The 23606-nt window shown below is 69.1% G+C and carries 22 protein-coding genes; 12 read left to right on the top strand and 10 right to left on the bottom strand.

The genetic code is table 11. The annotated features are described in order from the left end of the window. Window positions 1–317: 317 nt before the first annotated feature. The 3 genes from STHE_RS16085 (at window position 318) to STHE_RS16075 (ending at window position 3259) form a co-directional block, all read left to right on the top strand. Entirely contained in the window at window positions 318–1238 is a 921-nt protein-coding gene (locus STHE_RS16085) for a S1C family serine protease (RefSeq protein ID WP_012873652.1), read from the top strand. A gap of 11 nt (window positions 1239–1249) precedes the next feature. After that, window positions 1250–2167 (top strand): S1C family serine protease, encoded by a 918-nt coding sequence (locus STHE_RS16080; protein WP_012873651.1) that lies wholly within the window; start codon window positions 1250–1252, stop codon window positions 2165–2167. A 135-nt stretch (window positions 2168–2302) separates the two neighbouring features. Further along, window positions 2303–3259, top strand: coding sequence for a ring-cleaving dioxygenase (locus tag STHE_RS16075; protein ID WP_012873650.1), 957 nt, complete (start codon window positions 2303–2305; stop codon window positions 3257–3259). 113 nt (window positions 3260–3372) lie between these two features. Here the strand turns inward: STHE_RS16075 and STHE_RS16070 are convergent, their stop codons facing one another. Genes STHE_RS16070 through STHE_RS16060 form a run of 3 tightly spaced genes read right to left on the bottom strand, consistent with a single transcriptional unit; the run spans window position 3373 to window position 6728 of the window. Beyond that, window positions 3373–4257, bottom strand: coding sequence for an NAD-dependent epimerase/dehydratase family protein (locus STHE_RS16070; protein WP_012873649.1), 885 nt, complete (start codon window positions 4255–4257; stop codon window positions 3373–3375). A 24-nt stretch (window positions 4258–4281) separates the two neighbouring features. After that, window positions 4282–5778: an undecaprenyl-phosphate glucose phosphotransferase gene (locus tag STHE_RS16065; RefSeq protein WP_012873648.1), complete on the bottom strand. Its 1497-nt coding sequence runs from the start codon at window positions 5776–5778 to the stop codon at window positions 4282–4284. 35 nt (window positions 5779–5813) lie between these two features. Continuing rightward, window positions 5814–6728: a glycosyltransferase family 2 protein gene (locus STHE_RS16060; RefSeq protein WP_012873647.1), complete on the bottom strand. Its 915-nt coding sequence runs from the start codon at window positions 6726–6728 to the stop codon at window positions 5814–5816. A 525-nt stretch (window positions 6729–7253) separates the two neighbouring features. Here STHE_RS16060 and STHE_RS16055 point away from each other — a divergent pair. Then, entirely contained in the window at window positions 7254–8177 is a 924-nt protein-coding gene (locus STHE_RS16055) for a transposase (protein ID WP_012873646.1), read from the top strand. 132 nt (window positions 8178–8309) lie between these two features. Here STHE_RS16055 and STHE_RS18265 read toward each other — a convergent pair whose 3' ends face one another. After that, complete coding sequence (locus STHE_RS18265; protein WP_012873645.1) at window positions 8310–10202, bottom strand: TolB family protein; 1893 nt, start codon at window positions 10200–10202, stop codon at window positions 8310–8312. 382 nt (window positions 10203–10584) lie between these two features. Here STHE_RS18265 and STHE_RS16045 point away from each other — a divergent pair, with 382 nt between their 5' ends. The 6 genes from STHE_RS16045 to STHE_RS16020 all read left to right on the top strand — a co-directional run bounded on the left by STHE_RS16045 (window position 10585) and on the right by STHE_RS16020 (window position 17006). Then, window positions 10585–10917, top strand: coding sequence for a hypothetical protein (locus STHE_RS16045; RefSeq protein ID WP_012873644.1), 333 nt, complete (start codon window positions 10585–10587; stop codon window positions 10915–10917). Window positions 10918–11117: 200 nt separating this feature from the next. After that, complete coding sequence (locus tag STHE_RS16040) at window positions 11118–12284, top strand: iron ABC transporter substrate-binding protein (protein WP_148220136.1); 1167 nt, start codon at window positions 11118–11120, stop codon at window positions 12282–12284. A 23-nt stretch (window positions 12285–12307) separates the two neighbouring features. After that, the gene (locus tag STHE_RS16035; protein WP_217155930.1) at window positions 12308–13942 is read left to right on the top strand and encodes an ABC transporter permease; all 1635 of its coding nucleotides are present in this window, start codon (window positions 12308–12310) and stop codon (window positions 13940–13942) included. Between the two features lie 191 nt (window positions 13943–14133). Next, window positions 14134–15207, top strand: coding sequence for an ABC transporter ATP-binding protein (locus STHE_RS16030; protein WP_012873641.1), 1074 nt, complete (start codon window positions 14134–14136; stop codon window positions 15205–15207). Window positions 15208–15245: 38 nt separating this feature from the next. Next, entirely contained in the window at window positions 15246–15644 is a 399-nt protein-coding gene (locus STHE_RS16025; protein ID WP_012873640.1) for a DUF2283 domain-containing protein, read from the top strand. Window positions 15645–15911: 267 nt separating this feature from the next. Continuing rightward, window positions 15912–17006, top strand: a complete 1095-nt coding sequence (locus tag STHE_RS16020; protein ID WP_012873639.1) for a quinone-dependent dihydroorotate dehydrogenase — start codon at window positions 15912–15914, stop codon at window positions 17004–17006. Window positions 17007–17122: 116 nt separating this feature from the next. On the opposite strand, the gene STHE_RS16015 is transcribed toward STHE_RS16020, so the two are convergent. Next, window positions 17123–17899: a fumarylacetoacetate hydrolase family protein gene (locus STHE_RS16015; protein WP_041400477.1), complete on the bottom strand. Its 777-nt coding sequence runs from the start codon at window positions 17897–17899 to the stop codon at window positions 17123–17125. A gap of 177 nt (window positions 17900–18076) precedes the next feature. Between STHE_RS16015 and STHE_RS16010 the strand changes: the two genes are divergently transcribed. Continuing rightward, on the top strand, window positions 18077–18367 hold the full coding sequence (locus STHE_RS16010) for a GYD domain-containing protein (protein ID WP_012873637.1): 291 nt from the start codon (window positions 18077–18079) through the stop codon (window positions 18365–18367). A 60-nt stretch (window positions 18368–18427) separates the two neighbouring features. Here STHE_RS16010 and STHE_RS16005 read toward each other — a convergent pair whose 3' ends face one another. The 5 genes from STHE_RS16005 to STHE_RS15985 all read right to left on the bottom strand — a co-directional run bounded on the left by STHE_RS16005 (window position 18428) and on the right by STHE_RS15985 (window position 21960). Further along, window positions 18428–19453, bottom strand: coding sequence for a pilus assembly protein TadG-related protein (locus STHE_RS16005; RefSeq protein WP_012873636.1), 1026 nt, complete (start codon window positions 19451–19453; stop codon window positions 18428–18430). Beyond that, the gene (locus STHE_RS18260; RefSeq protein WP_052295401.1) at window positions 19450–19887 is read right to left on the bottom strand and encodes a TadE/TadG family type IV pilus assembly protein; all 438 of its coding nucleotides are present in this window, start codon (window positions 19885–19887) and stop codon (window positions 19450–19452) included. The genes STHE_RS16005 and STHE_RS18260 overlap by 4 nt, the downstream gene beginning before the upstream one ends. Before the next feature lie 31 nt (window positions 19888–19918). Continuing rightward, complete coding sequence (locus STHE_RS15995; protein WP_012873634.1) at window positions 19919–20317, bottom strand: TadE/TadG family type IV pilus assembly protein; 399 nt, start codon at window positions 20315–20317, stop codon at window positions 19919–19921. A gap of 249 nt (window positions 20318–20566) precedes the next feature. Next, entirely contained in the window at window positions 20567–21337 is a 771-nt protein-coding gene (locus tag STHE_RS15990) for an anti-sigma factor (protein WP_012873633.1), read from the bottom strand. 20 nt (window positions 21338–21357) lie between these two features. Beyond that, a complete protein-coding gene (locus STHE_RS15985; protein ID WP_245534912.1) occupies window positions 21358–21960 on the bottom strand; it encodes an RNA polymerase sigma factor in 603 nt (200 codons plus the stop codon). 572 nt (window positions 21961–22532) lie between these two features. Here STHE_RS15985 and trpS point away from each other — a divergent pair. Beyond that, entirely contained in the window at window positions 22533–23579 is a 1047-nt protein-coding gene (trpS, locus tag STHE_RS15980; protein ID WP_012873631.1) for a tryptophan--tRNA ligase, read from the top strand. Window positions 23580–23606: the final 27 nt, after the last annotated feature.

Genomic DNA, 23606 nt, shown 5'->3' with positions numbered 1-23606 from the left:
GCAATCCCCCGCTGTCATGCTGAGCGGAGCGAAGGATCTCTCGTCGAAGCGACCGCCGCAGCCTGGAGATCGTTCGCTCCGCCCAGGATGACATAAACGGTGGCATGGGTGGGAATCGAGGCAGCCCGGTGCGCGATAGCGGCTACGCGGGCGGGGACAAGCCCAGCCCTCACCCGAGCGACTGATTCCTCCTCTGCCGCCGAGATGACGAGGTCGGTCGCCCTACCTCCCCATTCGGGTAGGTACGCCGCTGCCGGATCGGGGGATTCGCGCCGGCGCGCCCGCACCTATGCTAGGGCGTAGAAAGGAGTCCCCTCATGAGCATTGGGAACACAGGGAGCACGAACCTCTTGACCGAACTCTCCGACAGTCTCGCCAACGCGGTCGCTGCCGGCGCGCGGTCGATCGTGCGGATCGATGCTCGGCGACGGATAGGCGCCACCGGCATCATCTGGCGCGCCGATGGGCTGATCGTCACGGCTGACCACGTCCTCGAGCGGGAGGACGATATCACCGTCGGCCTGCCGGACGGCCGAGATCTGCCGGCGCGCATCGTCGGCCGGGATCCCGGGACCGACATCGCGGTGCTGCGGGTGGATGCCGACGGGTTGACGGCGGCAACCATCTCGCCGGTCGAGGCCCGCCTGGGCCATCTGGTGCTGGCACTGGGCCGACCGCGTGGGAGTGAGCCGATGGCCACCCTGGGCGTGATCGGGGCGGTGTCCGGCCCGTGGCGCACCTGGCGCGGCGGCACGATCGACCACGCGATCCGCTCCGACGCCACCCTCTACCCCGGCTTCTCCGGTGGGCCGCTGATCGACACCGAGGGCCGACTGATCGGCATGAACACGTCGTTCCTCTCGCGCGGCCTGTCGGTGACGCTGCCGGCCGCGATGGTGGAGCGGGTGGTCGAGGCGCTGGTGTCGAAGGGTAAGGTCACACGCGGCTACCTGGGCATCGCGACGCAGCCGGTGGCACTGCCCCAGGCGCTGCGGTCCCAGTTGGGTCTGACGCAGGAGTCGGGGCTGCTGATCGTCGGCGTGGAGCCGGACAGCCCGGCCGAGCGGGGTGGGCTGCTGTTGGGCGATATCGTGATCGCCTTCGGCGGGCAGCCGACGACCGACCCGCAGTCGCTCCAGGCACTGCTCGGCCCGGGCAGCGCCGGCACGCAGCAGCCGGTGCGGGTCGTCCGCGGCGGCGCGATCGCCGACACCACGGTGACGGTCGGCGAGCGGTAGGGAGTAAGTCCATGACCGGTTTGAGCACACAAGGGCGGCTGGCACCGCTCGGGGCGGCGGTGACGGCCGTCGCCGAGCGCCTGCGGCCGAGTGTCGTCACCATCGAGAACGGAAGCGGCGGCGCCGGGGCGGGCGTCATCTGGTCGGACGACGGCCTGATCATCACCAACGACCATGTCGTGCCGGGGGAGCGGGCGCGCGTGCGGCTCGGGAGCCAGGACGTCGTGCTGGCGCGGGTCGTCGGGCGGGACCGGCTCAACGACCTGGCCGCGCTCCGCGTCCCGCGCGAAGGGTTGGCGCCCGCCGAGGTGGGCGACTCCCGCACCCTGCGTCCCGGCCAGATCGTGCTGGCAATGGGGCACCCAATGGGGCTCAGCCACGCGCTGACCCTCGGCATCGTGAGTGCGCTGCCCTCCGACGATGACGAGCGCGAGTTGATCCGCGCCGATCTGGCGCTGGCACCCGGGAACTCCGGCGGGCCGATGGTGGACGCCGCCGGGCGGGTGGTCGGGATCAACGCGATGGTCGCCTCACCGGGGGTGGCGCTGGCGGTGCCCAGCCACGTGGTGGCCGACTTCGTCGAACACATCGGCGAGCCGACCCCATGGCTGGGGATCACGGCACTGCCGGTGGTGCTCCCGCCTGCCCTGCGGCGCCGGGTCGGCGTCGCGGCTGGGTTGATGATTACCGCCGTCGAGCGCGGCGGGCCGGCCGAGACGGCCGGGCTGCTGCCAGGCGATGTGATCGTCGCGATCGCGGAGGAGCCGGTGCGCCACCCGCGGCACCTGCTGGAGGCGCTGGCGCGCACCCCGGCCGGAGGCGACCTTGATCTGGTGATCCTCCGCGGCGGCCAGGGGCACCGACTGCGGGTCGCGCCCGCGCACCGTGCGCCGCAAGCTGACGCACCGCCCGCCCGCAGCGCCGCCTAGGCGCATCCCGCTCTCCATCCCTCCCCGAAGACTGTAGCGCCGGGGCATACCGTGGCCCCGGCGCTGCGCGTATGATACGGGGGAGTTCCGATGACACCCCGAACATCGTGCAGTGTATGGAGGGAGCGAGCGGACATGGCCGACACCATCCCCGGCATTCACCACATCACATCGATCTCCTCCGACCCCCAGCGGAACCTGGACTTCTACACCGACGTGCTCGGGCTGCGCCTGATCAAGGTCACGGTCAACTTCGACGTGCCGGGCACGTACCACTTCTACTATGGCGACGAGGTGGGGACACCGGGCACGATCCTGACGATCTTCCCCTGGCCGCACCTCTCCCGGCGCCCGCCAGGCACTGGGCAGGTAGTGGTGACCGCCTTCGCCATCCCCTCGGGTTCGACCGGCTACTGGGTGGATCGGCTCACCAGCCACGGCGTGACCGTCGAGCGCCCGGCGGCACGGCTTGACGAGGAGGTAATCGCCTTCGCCGACCACGACGGGCTGCAGTACGAGCTGATTACGCGGGACGACGGCCCGGCACAGCGCGTCTGGGCAGGCGGGCCGGTGCCGGCCGAGCACGCCATCCGCGGCTTCCACGGCGCGACCATCTGGGTGACGACGCTGGAGCCGACGGCAAGACTCCTCACCGACCTGATGGAATTCCGGCTGGTGTCGGAGGAGAACGATCGGCTGCGCTTCGAAGTAGGCGAGGGCCCGAGTCGGGCGGTGATCGATGTCGCCAGCCCGCCCTCAGCACCCCGCGGGGAAGAGGGCGCGGGCACGGTACACCACATCGCCTGGCGCACGCCCAACGACGCGACGCAAAGCGCCTGGCGGGAGCGGCTCATAGAGGCCGGTTTCCACGTGACACCGGTGCGCGACCGGCAGTACTTCCGGTCGATCTACTTCCGCGAGCCGGGCGGGGTGTTGTTCGAAATCGCCACCGACGGGCCCGGCTTCACCGTCGACGAGCCGGTGGAGGAGTTGGGCACGAGCCTGAAGCTGCCGCCCTGGTACGAGTCCCGACGGGCCGAGATCGAGCAGGCGCTGCCGCCGCTCGATCGGTTGACCCGGTCCGGGGGATGAGAGTCGTGCGTGATGCGTCATACGTCCCCCTCACCCCCGCCCCCTCTCGGACGGAGCCCACCAGGGGAGAGGGGAGTGATACGGAACACGCAACACGCAACACGCATCACGCATCACTTCAACATCGCATCGAGGCCGGCGGCGAGGTCGTAGCGGGGGGACCAGCCGAGGTCGGCCTTGATGCGGTCGATGCTCAGGCGCGAGGCGAAGACGTCGCCCGGTCGGGGCGGTTCGTGGACGATGGCCGAGGCCGAGCCGAGCCGCTCCTGGAGGGCGGCCAGCAGCGCGTTCACGGTTGTCGCCTCCCCGGTCGCGACGTTCCACATGCCATCGACCGAACTGTCGAGCATCGTGAGCACCGCATCGACCACATCGGCCACGTAGACGAAGTCGCGGTACTGCTCTCCGCTGCCGTAGATCGTGATCGGCTGGCCGGCGCTCAGGCGCTCGGTGAAGATCGCCACCACGCCGCCCTCCAGGTCCGACCGCTGGCGTGGGCCATAGACGTTGGCCAGCCGGGCGATGGCGTAGGGGAGGCCGGAGTACTCCAGGTATCGCTCGGCCAGGTACTTGTGCGCGCTGTAGTAGCTCTTGGGTTGGGGCAGGGTCATCTCGTCGGCGCCGTCGCTCTCCCCGTAGATGCCGCCGCCGGTGGAGAGGAAGACCACCCGCGGTGAGCCCGCCTCCCGCGCGCCCGCCAGCACGTGCGCCGTGCCGACGACGTTGACCGCGCGGTCGCGGTCCGGGTCGGCCATCGAGCGGGGAACGCTCACCTGCGCCGCACCGTGGATGATGCCGTCGGGGCGGAGCGCGGCAATGGCGGAGACAGTGCGGGGGTCGGCGACATCCATGTCCAGGGTCTCGACGCCGGGCGGCAGGTTGTCACGGCTGCCCCCGGACCAGTCGTCCAGCACGACAGGCTCATCGCCGCGGGCGAGGAGGGCATCGACCAGATGGCTGCCGATGAATCCTCCGCCACCGGTCACCAGCACTCGCATGGCTTTCCCATCCTTCCCGGCCGGCTAGTACGCGTTCTCGTCGTTGATGATGCGGGCGAGGGTCTTGATCATGATCTTGATGTCGAAGAGCAGCGACCAGTTCTCGACGTAGTACAGATCGTACTGGGTCCGCTCCTGGATCGAGGTGTCGCCGCGCAGGCCGTTGACCTGAGCCCAGCCGGTGATGCCTGACTTCTCCCGGTGGCGCGCCATGTAGTAGGGGATTGTCTGGCGGAACTGCTCGACGAAGTGGGGTCGCTCCGGGCGCGGGCCGACGACGCTCATCTCACCGAGGAAGACGTTGATGAACTGCGGCAGCTCGTCCAACGAGTAGCGCCGCATGAAGCGGCCGATCCGGGTCGGGCGCGGGTCGTCGGGCGTGGCCCAGACCGGTCCGGTCTCCTTCTCGGCGTCCACCGGCATCGAGCGGAACTTGAGCAGGTTGAACGGGACCCCGTCGTGCCCCACCCGTTCCTGGACGAAGAAGACCGGGCCGGGAGAGTCGAGCTTGATCAGGATGGCGAGCAGCAGCATGAGCGGGGAGCAGAAGACGAGGACGGCGCTGCTCACGGCCAGGTCGACCGCACGCTTGACAATGCGGCTCCAGGTGCGCAGGCCGGCGGTGCGCACGGTGACCATCGGCAGCCCGCCGAGGTCGCTCACGGTGAGTTCGTCGTTGGTGATGAGCCGGAACAGGTCGGGGTAGACGCGGATGTTCACCGGCAGGTCCATCACCTGGTAGACCAGATCGAGCGCCTCGGCGTGCGGTGTTCCCTCAAGCGCCAAGATCAACTCGTCGATCCGGTGGCGGCGCACCACCTCGGCCAGCCGCCCGGTCGTGCCGTAGACCGGCACCCCATTGACCGTGTCCGGCGGCGTGCCCTCGCTCGGGTGCGCCAGGAAGCCGACCAGGTGGTAGCCCAGCTCCGGCATCTTGCGGATCTTGTCGTGGACGATGCGCGCGTTCGTCCCGGTGCCGACGATCAACAGCCGGTCGACCGCGACCCCGCGCAGGCGCACCTGACCGACGACGAAGCTGTGGAGCAAGCGCCCGGTGGTGACCATGGCGATGGCCAGGAGCCAGCCCAGCACCAGGACCCGCCGCGAGAGGACAACGTTCTCATGCAGGACGATCGCGTTGGCGGCGATGGCAAGGAGCACCGCGAGCGAGAGATGGGTGCAGATCTTGTAGAACGTGTCCACGCGGGATGCGCCGCGCCCGAGGCGGTACAGACCGCCGATCGCGAAGACCAGCAGGGTCGTCCCGACGATGATGCCGAGGACGATCAACCCCTGCATCGTCGAGAACTCGCGCGGCAGGCGCAGCAGGTGGAGCGCCACCGGCACTCGGTAGGCGATGAACCAGGCCAGCGCCACCAGCAGGGCGTCGAGCGCCACCTGCGTGCCGAGGAAGAGCGTCTCGGTCCAGCGACGCCGGGCCAGCGTGGCACGCCGCGTCAGGGCGTGATCGCGTGCGCCCGGTGTGGCCGACATCCCGGCTGGCAGGCTCGTCTTGGTCACTCCCGATCTCCCAGAGGTTCCCATCCCCTCCGTCGTCAGGCCACGCGCTTGGCGCCGGCCGGGCGGAGCAGGTTGCGGAACAGCGCGTAGCCGCCCCGGACGATAATCCCCGCAGTAACCAGCCAGTTCAGCAGGACGAAGGTGCCGGGCGCGTAATGCTTCCGGTGGAAGAGATACATCGCCCGGTAGAACTCAACGATCAGCCGGTAGCTCTGGCGCGAACTTGTCGCACCTTTGACGTGCAGGACGCGGGCGTCCGCATAATAGAAAACGCGCCATCCATGCTGTTTGATACGGTACGCCCAGTCGAGATCCTCGCCATACATGAAGAAGCGCTCGTCGAGCAGCCCGGCGTCGTCGATCGCAGCGAGCCGCACCATCATATAGGCGCCCATGACCGAGTCGACCTCATAGGTCTTGTCGGGGTCAAGGTAGGTGAGGTTGTACCGGGCGAAGCGCGGCGAGTTCGGGAAACGCCGGCTCAGCCCGGTCAGCTTCCAGAAGGCGCTCGCCGGTGTGGGGAACGAGCGACGGCAGGCGAGGTCGAGGCGGCCGTCGGGCAGCAGCACCTTCGGGCCCACAATCCCGACGTCGGGCTGCCGGTCGAGGAACTGGGCCGTCCGCGCGATGGTATCGGGCTCGACGAAGCAGTCGGTGTTGAGGAGGAGGACGTAGTGGTTCCTGCGGGCGGGACCGGGCGGCGCCTCGGCCAGGATCTGGCGCAGTGCCAGGTTATTGCCCCCAGCGAAGCCCAGGTTTCGCGGCGACACGATCAGGCGGACATCGGGGAACCGCTCCCGGACCAGCGCCGCGCTGTCGTCGCGGGAACCATTGTCCACCACCCAGATGTCGAGCGGGCGATCGACCACGCTGGCGCGCAGGTGCTCCAGGCACCGAGCGAGGAGGTCCGCCGTGTTGTGATTGACAATGACGACCGACACGCACGTCATAGCATCGGTTAGTATGAGGCTTTCCCCTCTCAATACGCAAGTTCGCACGGGAACACCCTGCACCTGATAGGACGCGCTGGCGTCGGACGGAGCCTCGCCCGGCATCTTGTCAGCAGTGCCGGGATGGGTGGTGCAAGGAGCCCCGCGCCTGGTCCGTGCCCGGGGGTAAACCCCCGGGCTGACAATACGAAGCCCGCTAAAGCGGGCTATGGACTCGGTGCCCGGTGGGAGGCCGAACCGGATACACCCGGATGTCGCCGCCACAGCCCCTTCAGTGGGCTTACCCCTATTCAGTATTCAGCCCGGGGGTAAACCCCCAGGCACCCCGCAGACCGGTAGACACCGTGTCACCCGGATGTAACCCAGGGCTGCCCCAGCCGGCTTCAGCCGGCTTTTGTTGTGAGCCCGGGGCCTTGAACGCTTGGTGTGAGTTAGCCGGGGCATGCTGTGCCCTCTTGACACAGGAAGGTGCCCACTTCCATACGGGAGATAGCTCGTATCCGTCTCCCACGAAAGGAGCACCCGATGGATGTGGACACCTTCCTGATTACAGTCTATGTCCTGGTCGACACCTTCTGCCAGACCCACCTGCCCCCGGAGCCCCGCCGCCCCGGTCCCGCCCCCGCCCTGAGCCGCAGCGAGGTCTTGACCCTGGCCATCTTCGGGCAGTGGATGAGGTTCTCCAGTGAGCAGGACTTCTATCGCTACGCCGAGCGGCACCTGCGGCCTTATTTCCCGACCCTGCCCCACCGCAGCCAATACAACCGCCTGCTGCGCCGCCACCAGGCCGCCCTGGCTCAGTTCGCGCTGTATCTGGCCGAGCAGCTGGGGCGGGGACCGGTCCCCTGTGACGTCCTCGATGTGGCCCCGGCCCCGGTACGCAACGCCAAGCGCCGCGGGCGGGGCTGGTTGGCCGGTGAGGCCAACATCGGCTTCAGCTTGCGCCTGGGCTGGTTTGCCGGCTTCCGCGTGCTGACCGCGGTCAGCCTGGAAGGGGTGATCACCGGCTGGGGCGTGGCCCCGGCCAGCACCAACGAGCGTCCCCTGGCCGAGACCCTGATCGCTGCCCGCGCGCACCCCGATCCCCGCCTGCCCAGTGTCGGCAGCCCGGTCGGGATCTACCTGGCCGACAGTGGCTTTGGAGGTGAGGGCTACGAGGCGCACCTGGCGGCCACCTACGGGGTGACGCTGGTGGCCACCCCGCAGCGGGGCAGTCGGCGGCGCTGGCCCAAGGCGGTCCGCCGCTGGGCGGCCCGCCATCGCCAGATCGTGGAGACGGTCGTTGGACGACTGCTGCACACCTTCGGGCTGGCACGCGAGCGGCCGCACACCCTGGCGGGTTTCCAGGCGCGGCTGGCGGCCCGGGTGGCGCTGCACAATCTCTGCTGCTGGCTGAATCGGCAGCGGGAACGGCCGCTGCTGGCGGTGGCGAACCTGATCACCTGGTAGCCACGGCGCCCTAACTCACACCAAGCGTTTGAGCCCCGGGCCCTCTACGCTGGCCCCGGCGCGCACGGTGGCCGCGGCCGGTGCCAGTGGATGGGTCCGGGCGGTGGCTAGCAACCGCCGCCCGCTCGTACATCAGCCGCCGTAACGCCAGGCGTAGTAGTGACGGCCGACGTTGCCCATCTCGACCTTCCACCCCTCCGGGTTGGACGGCGTGTAGGTCAGGCAGCGCCGCTCGAAGCACTGCACGAGAACGTCCTTCACCTCGCCCCCGACCTTGGCCTTGGTCCAGTAGGGTTCGGTGATCGGGAAGCCGGTGGCGAAGAAGGTCGGCTCGAACAGCTTCCCGTCGACGAAGTTCGCCCCGTCCCAGACCAGTCCGCGCGAGTTGAGGTAGGCCCAGAAGACGTCGGCGATGGTGTGGTTGGTGTCCGGGATGTACTCCTGGGCGAAGACGCCACCCGGCCCGTCGCTGCCGACATTGCCGTGCCGGTCGATGCTCGCGCGGATCTCGGTGCCGGCCGGGGTCGGCGGGGCCGAGAGCACACCCTGGAGCGTGGCGTAGGTCGGACCAAGCGTGTCGTCCGGGTCCCCCGCCACCGGGACATGTGCCGGGCCGCGCTCGACGAAGCTGGCGTCACCGACCTGCATCTGGCCGGTGATCAACTCTTTGACCAGCAGGCCGTTGGTGACGTACCAGCGGCTGCTCTGATCGCCGTCGGGATGCGTCACCTCCATACGGCTCTTGTCGTAGTACTGCACCGCGCGACGGCCACCGGGCGCCTCGAGATAGGGCTCCTGGCGGGTGGCGAAGGGGGCCGGGCCCCAGATCCAGGTGCGGTGTGCCGCGAGCGCCGCGACCGGGCGGTCCTCCCGATCCCAGACGCGGGTCCAGGCATCCACGGTGGAGGCGGTGATCGGCGTCCCCTGCCAGGCGAGCCAGCCAACGTTGGTGAAGGCGGTCTCCTCGCCGGTGGTCAGATCGCGGATGTAGGTCACGCTCGGCTCACCGTAGGGTGTGGCGAGCAGGGCGACCCGGTCGCGGTCGGGCGAGAAGCCGAGCACCATGCGGTAGTCGTTGAAGAGCATCTGCTGGAGCGCGCCGGACTGGAGATCGACCCGGGTGATGGTGGTCGGATACGTCTGCACCACGTAGGCGAAGCGCGCCAGCGGGTCGACCGAGACGTAGCTGTCGGGCAGCGTGCGCGCCGGGTAGCCGATCGGCAGGTTCCGGTAGACCCGCTCTTGGAGCGACGACAGGTTGACGGCGACGAGGTCGCGCCCACCCGCGCCGTAGTCCAGGAAGAAGAGCGTGCGGCCGTCGTTGCTGGTGAAGAAGGGCCCACCGCAGGGATTGGCCGACCGAGAGGAGAGGCGCTGCCCGGAGCCGGAGCGGGTGTCGAAGGCGCGAACGGTGCCGTCGTCCGCGGAGACGTAGAGGAGCCGAGCGCCGTCCCCGGCCCACGCGAACTTGCCGAACGTGCGGGCGACGCCGTGGCTCGCGCCGGTGTCAGCGTCGATCCAGCCGAGGTCGCGGATGGCGCAGCCGGTGCCGTAGGGGTCGCTCAGCCAGCGGGTGAAGCCGATGCGCCGGCCGTCGGGCGACCACTGGATGGCGTCGGCTCCGACACCGACGCTGCGCTGGTAGCCTCCCTCGCGGTCGTAGATGTGGACCGTCCCCCCGTCGATGATCGCGACGCGGCGGCTATCCGGGGACCAGGCGGGCGCGGTACCGGTGTGCAGCTCACGCACGCCGAAGCTCGGGTCGGTCCCGACCAGCGACACGCCCGCGCCGCCGCTGACCGGGCCGACGGCGGCCAGGCGGGTGCCGTCGGGCGACCAGACAAACCCCGTGTAGCCGCCCGCTGTGGTGAGCTGGACTGCGCCTGCGCCGCTGTCCTGGCTGACCCACAGGTTGTTGCCGCGGTCCAGGTAGGCGACCAGGCCGGACGGTTGGATGCTGGCGGCGGTAACGGCAAGAGACGGTGCGAGGGGGAGCGCGCTGAGGATGACGATGAGAGCGAGCATGCGCGCGATCCGGGGTTGCGACCTCGGTCTGCGCACGAACAACCTCCGATTCCGATCCGTTCCAGGTTTGGCGGGCACCGGTCCGCTGCGTGCCAGGCGAGCCGGTGCCCGCCCATGGCTAGAACGAACGAGGAGCGGTTGAGGCTCACCGTCGCGGGTGGAGCACCCGCTGCCCCCGTCGCGGCTGCATTCCCCCACTGGGTCCGGCAGACCCACCGCGTTGCACTGCCCACCTCGGAGTAACACCAGCCAAACGTGCACGGCATTGTCGCGTCGCTGGGTGCGGTGTCGATGCCTTTGCCGCGCCCGCTACCGCACGATGGATCTAGCCCGGCACCGGCGCCGGGGTACAAGCCCGCCAACAACGCCTGGAGATGACCCGATGCGGATCCACAGCAACAACCCGGACCTGTTGACGACGGCCCTCCACGCCACCCTGGCACGCGAGGCCGCCCTCCTCACGCATCGCCTGCGCGGGGCGCTGCAGGATCCGCCGCTTATCGACGTCACGCTTACCCACCGCCCCGATCGGGAGGACTACACCGTCCACCTCCTCCTCCGGCTGGAGGACCGCGACCTGACCGCCACCGGCGAGGGGAGCACGCCCGGCGTCGCGATCCGCGACGCGTTCGATGCGCTCGCCGACGCGATCACCCCGTGTATCGTCGCGCGCCGCCGGCCGGCCCACGTATCCACCGCCGAATCGCGGTCGTGATCCGCGCCCCAGTGCCAAACCCTAGGCTGCCCTATGTGAGCCGTGCCCTCTTGACAAGGCCACACCACGCCTCGTACTCTAAATCCCGACTGCGCAGGTCGGGATTGCGCATCCCATTGTAAGTGAGACTGTGTGCTGCGCCCCGCGCGAGGGGCGCATAGGCGCGAAGGCGCGGAGGGGACGTGAACACAAACCGCTCAGTGAGTAGACGCGACATCATCCGTGCGCTGGCCGGTCTGGCCGGCGCGTCGCTGGCTGCACCGGTGCTGGCTGCCTGCGGTGGAGAAGACAATCCAGCATCGACCGCGGCGCCGACCGCCACCAGCCAGGCCGGTACCGGTAGCGGCGGTTCGGCAGCCACGGCGACGTCAGCCGCCGCGACGCCTGCGAGCACCCCGGCTGGCACTCCGGCCGGCGCGCCGGCCACCGGCACGGTCGGCGGCTCGCTGACCGTCTACTCCGGCCGCTCGGAGCAGTTGATCCAGGCAATCGTCGACCAGTTCGCCGCGGCCTCCGGCGTTGAGGTCAAGGTGCGCTACGGGGACACGGCCGAGATGGCCGCCGCCATCCTGGAGGAGGGGCAGAGCAGCCCTGCCGACATCTTCTTCGCGCAGGACGCCGGCGCGCTCGGCGCGGTCGCCCGCGAGGGGCTTCTGGCCGAACTCCCGGCGGACGTGCTGGACCTGGTGGAGGCGCGCTTCCGCTCCCCGGACGGTCTCTGGGTCGGGATCAGCGGCCGGGCGCGTGCCGTGGTCTACAACACCGAGCGTCTCAGCGAGTCAGACATCCCGCCCTCGATCCTCGACTTCACCGACCCGGTGTGGAAGGACCGGCTCGGCTGGGCGCCGACCAACGCCTCCTTCCAGGCCGCAGTCACGGCGATCCGCGTGCTGCGCGGCGATGACGTGGCCCGCGCATGGCTGGAGGGGATTCGGGACAACGGCGCCCGGGTGTTCGAGAACAACAATGCGATCGTCAGCGCCGTCATCGACGGAGAGATCGACGCCGGGTTCGTCAACCACTACTATCTCATGCGCCAGCTCGCCGAGGCGGGCGGGGATCTGCCGGCACGGAACTACATCTATCGCAACGGCGACCCGGGCGCGCTGGTCAACGTGGCCGGTGCCGGGATTCTCACCACGGCCAAGAACCAGGAGCAGGCCATCGCCTTCATCCGCTACATGCTCAGCCCCGAGGCGCAGACCTACTTCGCCGAGGAGACCCATGAGTACCCGCTGGTCGCGGGCGTGCCGACCGACCCGAACCTCGTCCCGCTGAGCGAGATCCAGACACCCGACATCGACCTGTCGGATCTGGCCGACCTGGAGGCAACGCTCGAGATGCTGCGCGACGTGGGGCTGCTGTAGCCATGACGACCAGCGGGGCCTCAATGCCGCAACCGACCGCGACGCCGAGCACCCAACCGGCGCGGGCAAGCCGCCGCCTCTGGGACGGCGCGCCCGTCCCGCCGCTGCTGGTGCTCCCGGCGCTCGTCGTGGCGCTGCTCATGGTCGCCCCGCTGGTCTACCTCGTCCTGCGCGCCGCCCAGGCCGGCCCCGAGCTGTTCGATCTGCTCTGGCGCGACCGGACGCTGATGCTCATCCGCAACTCGCTCCTCCTCTCAGCGGCTGTGACTGCCGCCTCGGCGGCGATAGCACTGCCGCTGGCCTGGCTCACGGTGCGGACCGATCTGCCGGGCCGGCGCCTCTGGTCGGTCCTCACCGCACTGCCGCTGGTGATCCCGAGCTACGTTGGGGGCTATGTCCTCATCGCCGCGCTCGGGCCACGCGGGGTACTCCAGGGCCTGCTGGAGGTCATCTTCGGCATCGAGCGGCTGCCGGAGATCTACGGCTTCTTCGGCGCCTGGCTGACGCTGACGCTCCTGAGCTACCCATACGTTCTCCTGGCAGTCCGCTCGGCGATGGCCCGGCTTGACCCGGCCCTGGAGGAGGCAGCCCGTTCGCTGGGGCTCGGCCCGTGGGAGAGCTTCCGGCGGGTGACCGTGCCGCTCCTGCGCCCGGCCTTGCTGGCCGGTTCGCTGCTCGTCGCGCTCTACGTCCTGGGCGACTTCGGCGCCGTCTCACTGCTGCGCTACGACGTCTTTACCCGCGCGATCTACAACCAATACCGCGGCGCCTTTGACCGCTCCCTGGCCGCAGGGCTGTCACTCGTGCTCGTCGCCATGACCGGGGTGGTGCTGGCGCTGGAGGCGCGCGCCCGCGGCCGTGCCCGCTACCACCGCAGCACCGTGGGCGTCAGCCGCCCACCGACCCGCGTGCGCCTGGGCCGCTGGACACCGCTGGCACTGGCTTACTGTGCCGCGATCGTCAGCGTTACGCTCCTGATCCCGATCGGCGTGATCATCCACTGGTTGATCCGGGGGTTGCGCGCCGGCGAGCCGCTGTGGCTGGTCTGGTCCGCGGCGCTCAGCTCGGTGTCCGTCTCGCTGGCCGCAGCCGTGGTCGCCGTGCTGGCGGCGGCGCCGATCGCGCTCATGGCCGTGCGCCACTCGAGCCCGCTCAGCCGGGTCCTCGAACGGCTCAGCTATCTCGGCTACGCCCTGCCGGGCATCGTCGTGGCGCTCGCGCTCGTCTTCTTCGGCTCCCGCTACGCGCCCTGGCTCTACCAGACGCTCGGCATCTTGCTCGTGGCGTACATCATCCGCTTCCTGCCCCAGGCGCTCGCCACCCTGCGAGCCGCGCTGATGCAGGTCAGCCCGCGCGTGGAGGAGGCTGCCCGCAGCCTCGGCCACTCACCGCCGCGCGTCTGGCTGCGCGTCACGGCGCCGCTGGCTTACCCCGGCATCCTGAGCGCCGGGGCGCTCATCTTCCTGACCGTGATGAAGGAACTCCCGGCGACGTTGCTGCTCCGACCGACCGGGTTCGACACCCTGGCGACACAGGTCTGGAGCGCGACCGCCGAGGGCTTCTGGGCTCGGGCCGCCGCGCCAGCCCTGCTGTTGATCCTGCTCTCGGCCGTCCCGATGGCCGTCACTGCCTGGCGCGAGGGCAAGAGCGATGGGTGATTCGCACGTGCGTGCGTCGGCCCTCACTCACTGGCCCTTTCTCCCAAAGTTGGGAGAGGGGGAATACGACGACGGATCTCGCCCCTTTTTTATCTTGGGAGAGGGGTTGGAAGTGAAGGCCGCTTCCCGAATGGTAGACTGAACCCAGACCGGTCGCCCAGCAGTGACCGGCAGACAGGCGGGGGAGAGGAATGCACGCGGCGATCGAGCTGACACAAGTCAGTAAGCGTTTCCCGGGCGCCGCTGAGCCGGCCGTCCGCGAGGTGAGTGTCGCCATCGCGCCGGGCGAGATCGTGGCGCTCCTCGGCCCCAGCGGGTGCGGCAAGACCACCACGCTCCGGCTCATCGCAGGCTTTGAGCGCCCCGACACCGGGGCCATCGCCATCGCCGGCCGTTGCGTCGCCGACGGGAACGGCACCTTCGTGCCCCCGGAGCGCCGCGGAGTCGGTATGGTCTTCCAGGACTACGCCCTCTTCCCGCACCTGAGCGTGGCCGACAACATCGCCTTCGGCCTCGGGCACCTCTCGTCAGCCGAGCGCCGCTCGCGCGTGGATGATCTGCTGGCGCTGACCGGCCTTGAAGGCGTCGCCCACCGTTACCCGCACCAGCTTTCGGGCGGCCAGCAGCAGCGCGTGGCGATCGCCCGCGCCCTGGCGCCGCGCCCGCACGTGTTGCTGCTCGACGAGCCCTTCTCCAACCTCGACACCGAGTTGCGCACCCAGATGCGCGCCGAGGTGCGCGCCCTGCTCAAGGCGACCGAGACGACCGCAATCCTGGTGACGCACGACCAGCAGGAAGCCATGACCGTGGCGGACCGTGTGGCAGTGATGCTCCAGGGGCGCGTGGAGCAGATCGACACGCCGGACGTGGTCTACCACTTCCCCGCGACCCGCGCCGTCGCCCGCTTCGTCGGGCAGGGCACGTTTGTCCCGGCCCGCGTCGCCGGGGACGTGGCCGAGTCGGACCTCGGCCGCTTCGGGCTGGAGAACCCGGCCGGGCCGCAACTTGTCGAACTCCTGATCCGCCCGCGCGACGTCAGCCTTGAGGAGGACTCCGAGGGCATCGCCGTCATCACCTCGCGCACCTTCAACGGCGCGGAGTACACCTATCTGGTGCAGCTCCCGTGCGGCGTCCAGCTCCTGTCGAACCAGCCGTCGCACGTCGACCTGGCGCCGGGCACCCGCGTCCGCGTCCGCTGCAACCGGAGCCGGCTCGCCGCCTACGACGCCGACGCCCGCATCGGCCTGACCGCGCCGCGCGGCTAGCGCGACCCGCCCCTCGCCACTGGACATAAGGACACGCCATGCGTCTCCGCTACGACCCGACCACCAACTCCCTGCGCCTCTCACTCGACCGCGAGCCGGGGGAGACCAGCCGGACGGTCGATTTGCCGGGCTACGTCGACGTCGGAGAGGGCGGCCGGCTGGTTGGTGTCGAGATCGTGCCGCCGCCCGGCCTCGACTTGACCGCTGCACTCCAGCCCTGGACGGACGACCCCGTCGCCGCCGAGTATGTAGACGTGGACCCCGACTCCGCCTACATCACCCTGAGCGTGCCGGAGGAGGGGATCGACCGGGAGCAGGTCCGCGCCGCGCAGGCGACGCTGCGCGCCGAGCTGGACGACACCCGGCGCCTCGTCGCCCTCGCCATCCCCCGCCGCGGTACCGGCTACGAGATCTCCTACCCCAGCGGCAACCAGTGATGGCACCCCGAGCGGCCCGGCGGGCCGCGCGCCTGGGTCTGTGAGACGGGGTAGGGGAATCCGAGACGTCATTCGTCATACGTCACCTGTCATGCGTCATACTGGTGCGTGATGCGTGATGCGTGTTCCGTGTTGCGTGTCGCGCGGTCCGTTAGCTTGGGCTCCGACTCGCCATGACGAACCACGGAACACGAAACACGCAACACGGAACACGCGTGACGTATGACGCATGACGCATGACGCATGACGCCGAAGGAGTCCACCAGCATGGAGCGGCTGTACCGAGCGGTCCTCTACCCGGCACTGCTGCAGCGCATGGACCCGGAGCGCGCACACCACCTGGCGCTCCGGCTGCTGCGCGATGCGGACCGAATGCCGGGTGGGGCAGCGCTCCTGGGTCGGCTCGCCGGCCCCGCCGATGAGCGGCTCCGCGTGGAGCGCTTCGGCCTGACGTTCCGCAACCCGCTCGGCGTCGCCGCCGGACTGGACAAGGACGCCCAGGCGGTCGGTGCCCTGCTGGCGCTCGGGTTCGGCGCGGTCGAGGTCGGCACCGTCACCCCGCGCCCGCAGCCCGGCAATCCGCAGCCTCGCCTCTGGCGCCTGCCGCAGGACCAGGCCCTCATCAACGCCATGGGGTTCCCCAGCGAGGGCGCGGCGGCCGTCCGTGCCCGGCTGGTCGGCCGGCGCTTCCCCGGTGTCGTCGGTATCAACCTCGGGAAGAACCGCGACACGCCGCCCGAGTGCGCCGCCAAGGACTACGTGGACGTGCTGAACGCGCTCTGGGACGTGGCGAACTACGTCGTGGTCAACGTCAGTTCGCCCAATACCCCCGGCCTGCGCGACCTGCAGCAGCGCACGGCGCTGGTGGAAATCCTCCGAGCCGTCGGTGAGGCGAACACCCGCGCCGCCACGCTGCACCGCCGCCGCCCCCACCCGGTGCTGGTGAAGATCGCGCCCGACCTCGACGACGCCGCGCTCGACGACGTCCTCGCCGGGGCGATCGAGGGGGGCGCGGCCGGTGTCGTCGTCAGCAACACCACCGTCGACCGGAGCGGGCTGCGGGGGCCGGTGCCGGACGTCCCCGGCGGGCTGAGCGGCCCGCCGCTCCGCGCCCGCGCCACCGCGCTCGTCCGTGAGGTCCACCGGCGCGCGGGCGACCGGCTCTCGATCATCGGTGTCGGCGGCATCAGCAGCGCGGCCGATGTCATCGAGCGGATGCGCGCCGGCGCCTGCCTGGTCCAGATGTACACCGCCTTCGTCTACGGCGGCCCCGCCCTTCCCGGCCGCATCCTCCGCGATCTCGTCACCTACCTCGACCGCGAAGGACTCCGCTCCATCGAAGACATCATCGGCACGGAGTGAGGCATAGGCCGGCCCTCACCCCCTACCCCCCTCTCCCAAAGTTGGGAGAGGGGGAATGAGACGAAGAGACACTCCCCTCTCCCCTTGTGGGAGAGGGGTCGGGGGTAAGGGGCACCCTACCCCGGCAGCTCCTCCGCGACCACGCCGTTGCGCAACACGCCGACGCCTTCGATCTCGATCTCGACGACATCGCCCGGGGCCATGCGCGGCGGACCGGCCGGGGTGCCAGTCATGATGACGTCGCCCGGCTCCAGGGTCATGACCCGGCTGATGAACTCCACGAGGTACGGCACGTCGAAGAGCAACTGCGCGGTGGTCGACTGCTGGCGCACCTCGCCGTTGAGCCGACAGGCGATCGCCAGGTCGTCGGCGCGCAGGCCGGTGGCGATGGCCGGGCCGATCGGGGTGAAGGTGTCGAAGCTCTTGGCGCGCGCCCACTGGCCGTCTTTGAACTGGTAGTCGCGGGCGCTCACGTCGTTCGAGCAGGTGAAGCCGAGGATGTAGTCGTAGGCGCGCTCGGCCGGCACGTAGCGGGCCCGCCGCCCGATGACCACCGCCAGCTCCGCCTCGCTCTCCACCCGCTCGGTGCCCTGCGGCAGCACGATGTTGCCGCCGTGCGCCAACAGCGAGCTCGGCGGCTTCAGGAAAATGATCGGGTTCTCCGGCTGCTCGAACCCATGCGCGTCCTGGGTGATGTGGTCCAGATAATTCAGGCCGATCGCCACGATCTTGCTCGGCGCAACCGGCGGCAGCAGCGTGACCTGCTCCAGCGGGCCGACCTCGGTGCCCGGCGTCAGCCCGCTGAACGGATCGCCCGACGCCCGACGCACCACCCCGTCCTCAAGAACTCCGTAGGCCGCGCGCTCCCCATCCCGGAAGCGCACGATGTGCATTGAATCCACCGGCACGACTCCTCTCGCTCAGCCGCGCCCGCGGCGCGGTATTGCCCGCTCCCGTTCACCCGCCATCTTCAGCGCCAGGGTCCGACCGGTCAAGGTCTGCGTCTGCACGGGAATTGCGGGGAGTGGGGCGTCGTGCGGTTGGCGCACGCCTGCAGCGGAGGGGTAGCCATGCCCACCTACATCATGCTCAGCACCCTGACTGACGACGGCCGGGAGACGATCCAGGAGCGGCCGGAGCGGATCACCGAGGTCAACCGCGAGGTCGAGGCGATGGGCGCCCGGGTGGTGCAGCAGTGGGCCGTCCTCGGGCCCTACGACTTCGTCAACATCGTCGAGGCACCCGACAACGAGACGATCGCCAAGGTCTCGGTCGCCCTCAGCAGCCGGGGGACGGTGCAGTTCCTCACGATGCCGGCAATCGAGCTGAACCGCTTCATGCAGGCGGTCCGGGGGCAGTGAACCGCACTGAGATCCACGCCGGGCTTCTGTCGCGCCCGTGTTCAGATCGCGCCGGGTGAATCAGGCGACGAGCCGGATCATGAGCAGGCCGTTGTCGCCCAGTTGCCAGCTATCGCCCGGGTCGGGCAGCCAACCGTCACCGGGGCCGATGACGTATGGCCCGATGAGCGTGCCCTCATGACAGTTCGCGTGGCACTCCTGGATCCAGAAGGCCGCGACGGCGACCACATGGAATTTGATGTGCGACCCGTTGCCTTCTCCTGAGTCCGCAATCGGCAGGAGCAGGATACAGTCGTTGACCGATGAGCCCGGCCGGCATCCCCGAAGGCCAGGCACCTTGATGCGAATGCTGGCGCGCGTACCCGGGGTGCCCTCCCAGATTCCGGGGATCGGGATGTTTTCCTCGTCGTTGTCCCCGACGAGACCCTTGAACGCGTTGCCCGTCCCACAGCGGGAGATGCCTTGCGGGGCGTGAATCCGGAACGTCTTGCCGATCGCCGCCGGATCGATCTCGTTCGTTCCTGGCTTCAGGATCGAGAACGTCCCGCCACCGGCCAGCTCGGTATCGTACCCGCAGACGACAAACGGCGCATCGCCTGGAGCATTGGTCACCTTGAAGACCCGTGCCCGCGCCATCGCCTCGGTTGAGGCGGTGTCGGGCGCACCGGGGACGATCTGGATGAAGAAGGTCCGGTGGGTCTCTCGGACCCGAACCTCCACACCCGTCGCCTCGTCCGGCGGCTCCTGGCTGCAGTCCCCCAAGAGATTGTCCGACGCGTCGACGTACTGGCACGACACCAACTGGGGTGTTGCGCCGCCGAAGCCGTTCTGGGCCACGACCTGGGCGACCTCGTTTCGGACCGGGTAACGGGTGTCCGGGGTCGACTTGGTCAGGTACTGCGCGCCGGCCAATGCGCCGGCGTCGGCTGCGTTCTGGATCGCCCGCTTCTGGGAGAACGTGTAGCCGAGGTCGATGGCGAGGCCTGTCATCCCGATCATCCCCACCAACGCCACGGCGAAGAGGACGAGTACCTGCCCGCGCGCTCGGGCGTGCCACAACCAACGGCGCATCGTTTCCCACATCATGTCGCTATCCTCGCCGTCGCCTGAGCCCGTAGGTTCACGGGTCCGAGCCCGAAAAAGCTCTGAAGGAAACTAGTGGTGACCGGCCTGAACGTGCGGGTTGCCGAAACCGTGATCGTCGCGTCGTCCTGGCCCAGTTGAACCTGGCTACAGGCCACCGGGCGACAGGTGACCGTCACCGCCGTGTCCGCCGGCACACCGTGGGCGTGCACGCGCTGTCGTATCCCGTTGGTATCGTCCGGAGCCGTCATCCCGTAGCGGACCCCGCGAAAGGCTGCGTTACGCATCTGGACGTAGTCAACAAACATCCGGCCCAGGTCGATCGTGCCGAGCAGCAGGAGCAGCAAGAGCGGCAGCGCAATGGCCAACTCCACCAGACTCTGGCCTGGGGTTCTCCAGCGTGGCGTTGTGTGCTTGTTGGCCCAGACGCGCATCATCAGCCTCTCTCGCCCGCGGGTCCTGTGGGCGTCACTCGATCACGTTCTCTGCCGATGCCTGGAGGGTAAGCGGCCGGATGCCCAGCAGGCTCTGGGTAACCGCCTGGAAGTGCATCCTGGCCGTGACCTGTACCGTCCCGCCGGGCTGGCACCCGGCCGGGGAACAACTGACCGTGACATCCGCGGCGCGGATACCGAGACCCGGCGACTTGTTCACGACCACGTCCTTGATTCCCGCGGTCTGGGTCGGGTGTATCTGGGCGTAGCGTGCGCCTTCGCGGACGGCGTTGGTCAACTCCGAGTACATGAAGATCGCCCGACCGAAGTCAACCGTGCCGAACACGATCAGGAAGAACACGATACCGGCGATCGCGAACTCGACGATCGCCTGTCCTGCTGTGTATCGCCGCCCTGGCCGATGGCTGTGCATCGGCTGACTCCGATCACTAGATCGCGGACAACCGAAGCACCCGCGTAGCCTCAACGTAAAGGGAGGATTCTCCCTTTCACAAGGGATTTTCGTCCTGTTCTGGGGCGCTTTGATGGGGCTGAAGGCGGTACGTTCGTCTATGCCCGGGTCGCGGACGACGCAACATACCTGACGATGCCACGCGACAGGGTGACGATGATCTGGGGCACGGGACAGTCGCCGCGGAAGTGAAGGGTCGGCGAGGGGAGACTACTGGCCGACGCGTGCGGTCATCATGCGCACGCCGCGGGGGTTGGCGGCGAGCGGGCCGGACTCCTCAGTGACGACGATCCCGTCGTAGCTGGCCAGCGCGTCGGGCGGGGAGATGTAGAGGGTCGCGCGGCCGTCGTTGCCGACCGGGAGGACACCGACGTTGAAGTGCTGGCTGCCGCGCACCATCCAGACGACATAGGCCTGCCCCGGCGACGGCTTCGGCAGCCCGTCCACCATCAGCAGGGCGGCATTGCGGGTCGGGTCGAGGATCACACCGCCCTCAGCGCCGGGGGCGACGCCGGTGCTCTCCAGCGCGGTGACGAAGCCCCGTGGTGAGCCGACGAAGCGCGCCACGGCGCGCTGGCTCTCCTGGGCCGCCGTCAGTTCCATATCCTTCTGCTTCACCTGCTCCTGCATCCGCAGGCTGTTGATCCCCAGCACCGCAGCCACCAGCACTGCGGCGACAGCCGCCACCCAGCCGAGGCGCGCCAGCGGGCCGGGCAGGCGCCGCCGCGTGGCGATCGGGACCGGCGCAGCGTCGATCCGCGCCAGCAGCTCGCGCCGGGCACGCACGGGCACCGACCGAGGCTCGGCCAGGTAGGGCAGCAGCGCGGTGACCTGGCGCTGCTCGTCGACCTCCGCACGGCACCGCGGGCACTCGAGGAGGTGCAGCTCGACCGCCTCGATCTCATCCGGTTCCAACGCACCGAGCACGTAGGCCGGAATCAGCTCCGCTATCGCGTCGTGGTGGTCCTCGTGCTCACTCATACCCTGAACAGTCCTCAGCCCTACGGCTCCTCCTGCGGGCCCAGCACTTCCTTGAGCTTCCGCATCCCCAGACGCATGCGGGTCTTGATCGTGCCCAGCGGCTCGTTGAGCAGCGCCGCGATCTCGCGCTGGGTCAGGCCCTCGAAGTAGGCCAGTTCGATCACCCGCTGCTGCGCGGGAGGCAGCGTGGCCATTGCGGCGCGGATGCGCTCCCGCAGCTCCGACGCCTCGGCGGTCTCCTCCACATCCGCCGTCGTATCGACCTCGCTGCGCAGCACGTCGGCGATATCCACCAGATCAGCGCGCTGGGGCCGGCGTTGACGCTTGCGGATCTCATCGATGGCGAGGTTGTGGGTGATGCTCAAGAGCCAGTTCGGAAAGCTCCCTCTGGCGATCTCGAAGCGGCCCGCCTGCTGCCAGGAGCGCATGAACGCCTCCTGGAGCACCTCCTCAGCCAGCAGTCCATCCCCGACGATCCGTACCGCGAAGGAGAAGACGACCCGCGCATACCGATCATAGAGCACTTCCAGCGCTTCGACCTGACCCTCGCGCATGCGCTGGACGAGCTCGTCGTCGGGGAGTTGCCGCAGGTCAGTGCCCATGCCGACCTGTGCAGCCGCCACGTCCCGGCCACCAGGCGTGGCATTTCAATATACGTCCGGATCGTCGCAACAGGATGCGTCTCCCGCTGAAATCCGGGCCCGTTCCACCCCTACCCCGTCGTACTCCTGCACCGCATAGTATAGCCGACCCGTTGGAAAACCTCGCCTTGACACCGTTTCCCAGCGACTGGTAGGCTCTGGCCGACAACACGAGAGCGTGAATGGCGACGACCGGAGCGAGTACGCGCCGACACGCGGCCCAGAGAGTCGGCAGCCGGTGGAACGCCGACCCGGCGGCGGCGCGGAATGGTTCCGCGAGCCGCGCCCCGAACGTGCGGGATGCCGCAGCCAGTAGGCGGCGCCGGAAGCTCCACCGTTACCACGGAGCCGGGCCTCGGACGGCGCATGCCGGTCCGGAGGCTCACCGAGTGGGGCGCCCGCATGATCGGCGCCCAACGAGGGTGGCACCGCGGAGTGGATACATCAACCTCCGTCCCTTGCGGGCGGAGGTCTTTTGCATATGGAACGACTCTCGAGCCCGGCCGCGATGATCGGCTCCGGGCGAACCTATCGTAAGGAAAGGCGCAGAGCACATGGTCGAACAGGCCACCACCGCTAGCCGGGAGACCGCGGACGCGCCGCAGCAGCGCCCGCGCGTTTTCTCCGGCATCCAGCCCACGGGCGGCATTCACATCGGGAACTACCTGGGGGCGATCCGCAACTGGGTCCGCCAGCAGGACGACTACGACAACGTCTTCTGCATCGTCGACCTGCACGCGATGACCATCCCCTACGACCCGGCCGACCTCCGGGCACGCAATCTCGAGCTGGCCAGCGTGCTCCTGGCTGCCGGGATCGACCCCGCGCGCTCGATCCTCTTCATCCAGTCCGACGTGCGCGAGCACACCGAGCTGGCGTGGATTCTCGGCACCCTGGCCACCTACGGTGAGCTGCGCCGCATGACGCAGTTCAAGGAGAAGTCGAAGGGGAGCGAGCGCGTCGGCGCCGGTATCCTCTTCTACCCCGTGCTCCAGGCAGCCGACATCTTGCTCTACGACGCGGCGCTGGTGCCGGTGGGTGAGGACCAGAAGCAGCACATCGAATTGACGCGCGACGTGGCCATCCGCTTCAACAACACCTTCGGCGAGACCTTCGTCGTGCCCGACGCCGACATCAAAGAGGCCGGGGCCCGCATCATGTCGCTCCAGGACCCGACCAAGAAGATGAGCAAGAGCGATCCGGACCCCAACAGTCGTATCGAACTGCGCGACAGCCCGGATGTGATCCGGCGCAAGATCCGCCGCGCCGTGACCGACTCCGGCACCGAGATCCGGTTCGACGAGGAAGGGAAGCCCGCCATCTCCAACCTGCTCACCATCTACCACCTCTTCTCGGACATCCCCATCCCCGAGCTGGAGGAGCGCTACGTGGGGAAGGGCTACGGGACCTTCAAGCAGGATCTCGCCGAGGTCATCGTCGAGCACCTGGCGCCGCTCCAGCAGCGGCTGGACGAGCTGAGCGCCCAGCCGGCCGAGGTGGTGCGGATCCTGCACGAGGGTGCCGCACGGGCGCGGGAGATCGCCGCGGCGAAGATGGAGCGCGTCCGCGACGTCACCGGGCTTGGCTTGCCGCCGCTCTAACGGGCGGATAGGGTATGATTGCATAGC

The sequence above is a fragment of the Sphaerobacter thermophilus DSM 20745 genome (genome assembly GCF_000024985.1).
In the GTDB taxonomy this organism is placed as follows: domain Bacteria; phylum Chloroflexota; class Chloroflexia; order Thermomicrobiales; family Thermomicrobiaceae; genus Sphaerobacter; species Sphaerobacter thermophilus.
This window is presented reverse-complemented; position numbering and strand designations above follow the sequence as displayed.

What these genes read in the sequence shown, in the direction of transcription:
- STHE_RS16010 (WP_012873637.1), top strand. Translation starts at nt 18,077, where the DNA reads ATGCCCACCTACATCATGCTCAGCACCCTGACTGACGACGGCCGGGAG.
- STHE_RS16025 (WP_012873640.1), top strand. Translation starts at nt 15,246, where the DNA reads ATGCGTCTCCGCTACGACCCGACCACCAACTCCCTGCGCCTCTCACTC.
- STHE_RS16070 (WP_012873649.1), bottom strand. Translation starts at nt 4,257, where the DNA reads ATGCGAGTGCTGGTGACCGGTGGCGGAGGATTCATCGGCAGCCATCTG.
- STHE_RS16020 (WP_012873639.1), top strand. Translation starts at nt 15,912, where the DNA reads ATGGAGCGGCTGTACCGAGCGGTCCTCTACCCGGCACTGCTGCAGCGC.
- STHE_RS16045 (WP_012873644.1), top strand. Translation starts at nt 10,585, where the DNA reads ATGCGGATCCACAGCAACAACCCGGACCTGTTGACGACGGCCCTCCAC.
- STHE_RS16075 (WP_012873650.1), top strand. Translation starts at nt 2,303, where the DNA reads ATGGCCGACACCATCCCCGGCATTCACCACATCACATCGATCTCCTCC.
- STHE_RS16005 (WP_012873636.1), bottom strand. Translation starts at nt 19,453, where the DNA reads ATGATGTGGGAAACGATGCGCCGTTGGTTGTGGCACGCCCGAGCGCGC.
- STHE_RS16030 (WP_012873641.1), top strand. Translation starts at nt 14,134, where the DNA reads ATGCACGCGGCGATCGAGCTGACACAAGTCAGTAAGCGTTTCCCGGGC.
- STHE_RS16085 (WP_012873652.1), top strand. Translation starts at nt 318, where the DNA reads ATGAGCATTGGGAACACAGGGAGCACGAACCTCTTGACCGAACTCTCC.
- STHE_RS16080 (WP_012873651.1), top strand. Translation starts at nt 1,250, where the DNA reads ATGACCGGTTTGAGCACACAAGGGCGGCTGGCACCGCTCGGGGCGGCG.
- trpS (WP_012873631.1), top strand. Translation starts at nt 22,533, where the DNA reads ATGGTCGAACAGGCCACCACCGCTAGCCGGGAGACCGCGGACGCGCCG.
- STHE_RS16035 (WP_217155930.1), top strand. Translation starts at nt 12,308, where the DNA reads ATGCCGCAACCGACCGCGACGCCGAGCACCCAACCGGCGCGGGCAAGC.
- STHE_RS18260 (WP_052295401.1), bottom strand. Translation starts at nt 19,887, where the DNA reads ATGATGCGCGTCTGGGCCAACAAGCACACAACGCCACGCTGGAGAACC.
- STHE_RS16015 (WP_041400477.1), bottom strand. Translation starts at nt 17,899, where the DNA reads ATGCACATCGTGCGCTTCCGGGATGGGGAGCGCGCGGCCTACGGAGTT.
- STHE_RS16060 (WP_012873647.1), bottom strand. Translation starts at nt 6,728, where the DNA reads ATGACGTGCGTGTCGGTCGTCATTGTCAATCACAACACGGCGGACCTC.
- STHE_RS16055 (WP_012873646.1), top strand. Translation starts at nt 7,254, where the DNA reads ATGGATGTGGACACCTTCCTGATTACAGTCTATGTCCTGGTCGACACC.
- STHE_RS18265 (WP_012873645.1), bottom strand. Translation starts at nt 10,202, where the DNA reads ATGCTCGCTCTCATCGTCATCCTCAGCGCGCTCCCCCTCGCACCGTCT.
- STHE_RS15990 (WP_012873633.1), bottom strand. Translation starts at nt 21,337, where the DNA reads ATGAGTGAGCACGAGGACCACCACGACGCGATAGCGGAGCTGATTCCG.
- STHE_RS15995 (WP_012873634.1), bottom strand. Translation starts at nt 20,317, where the DNA reads ATGCACAGCCATCGGCCAGGGCGGCGATACACAGCAGGACAGGCGATC.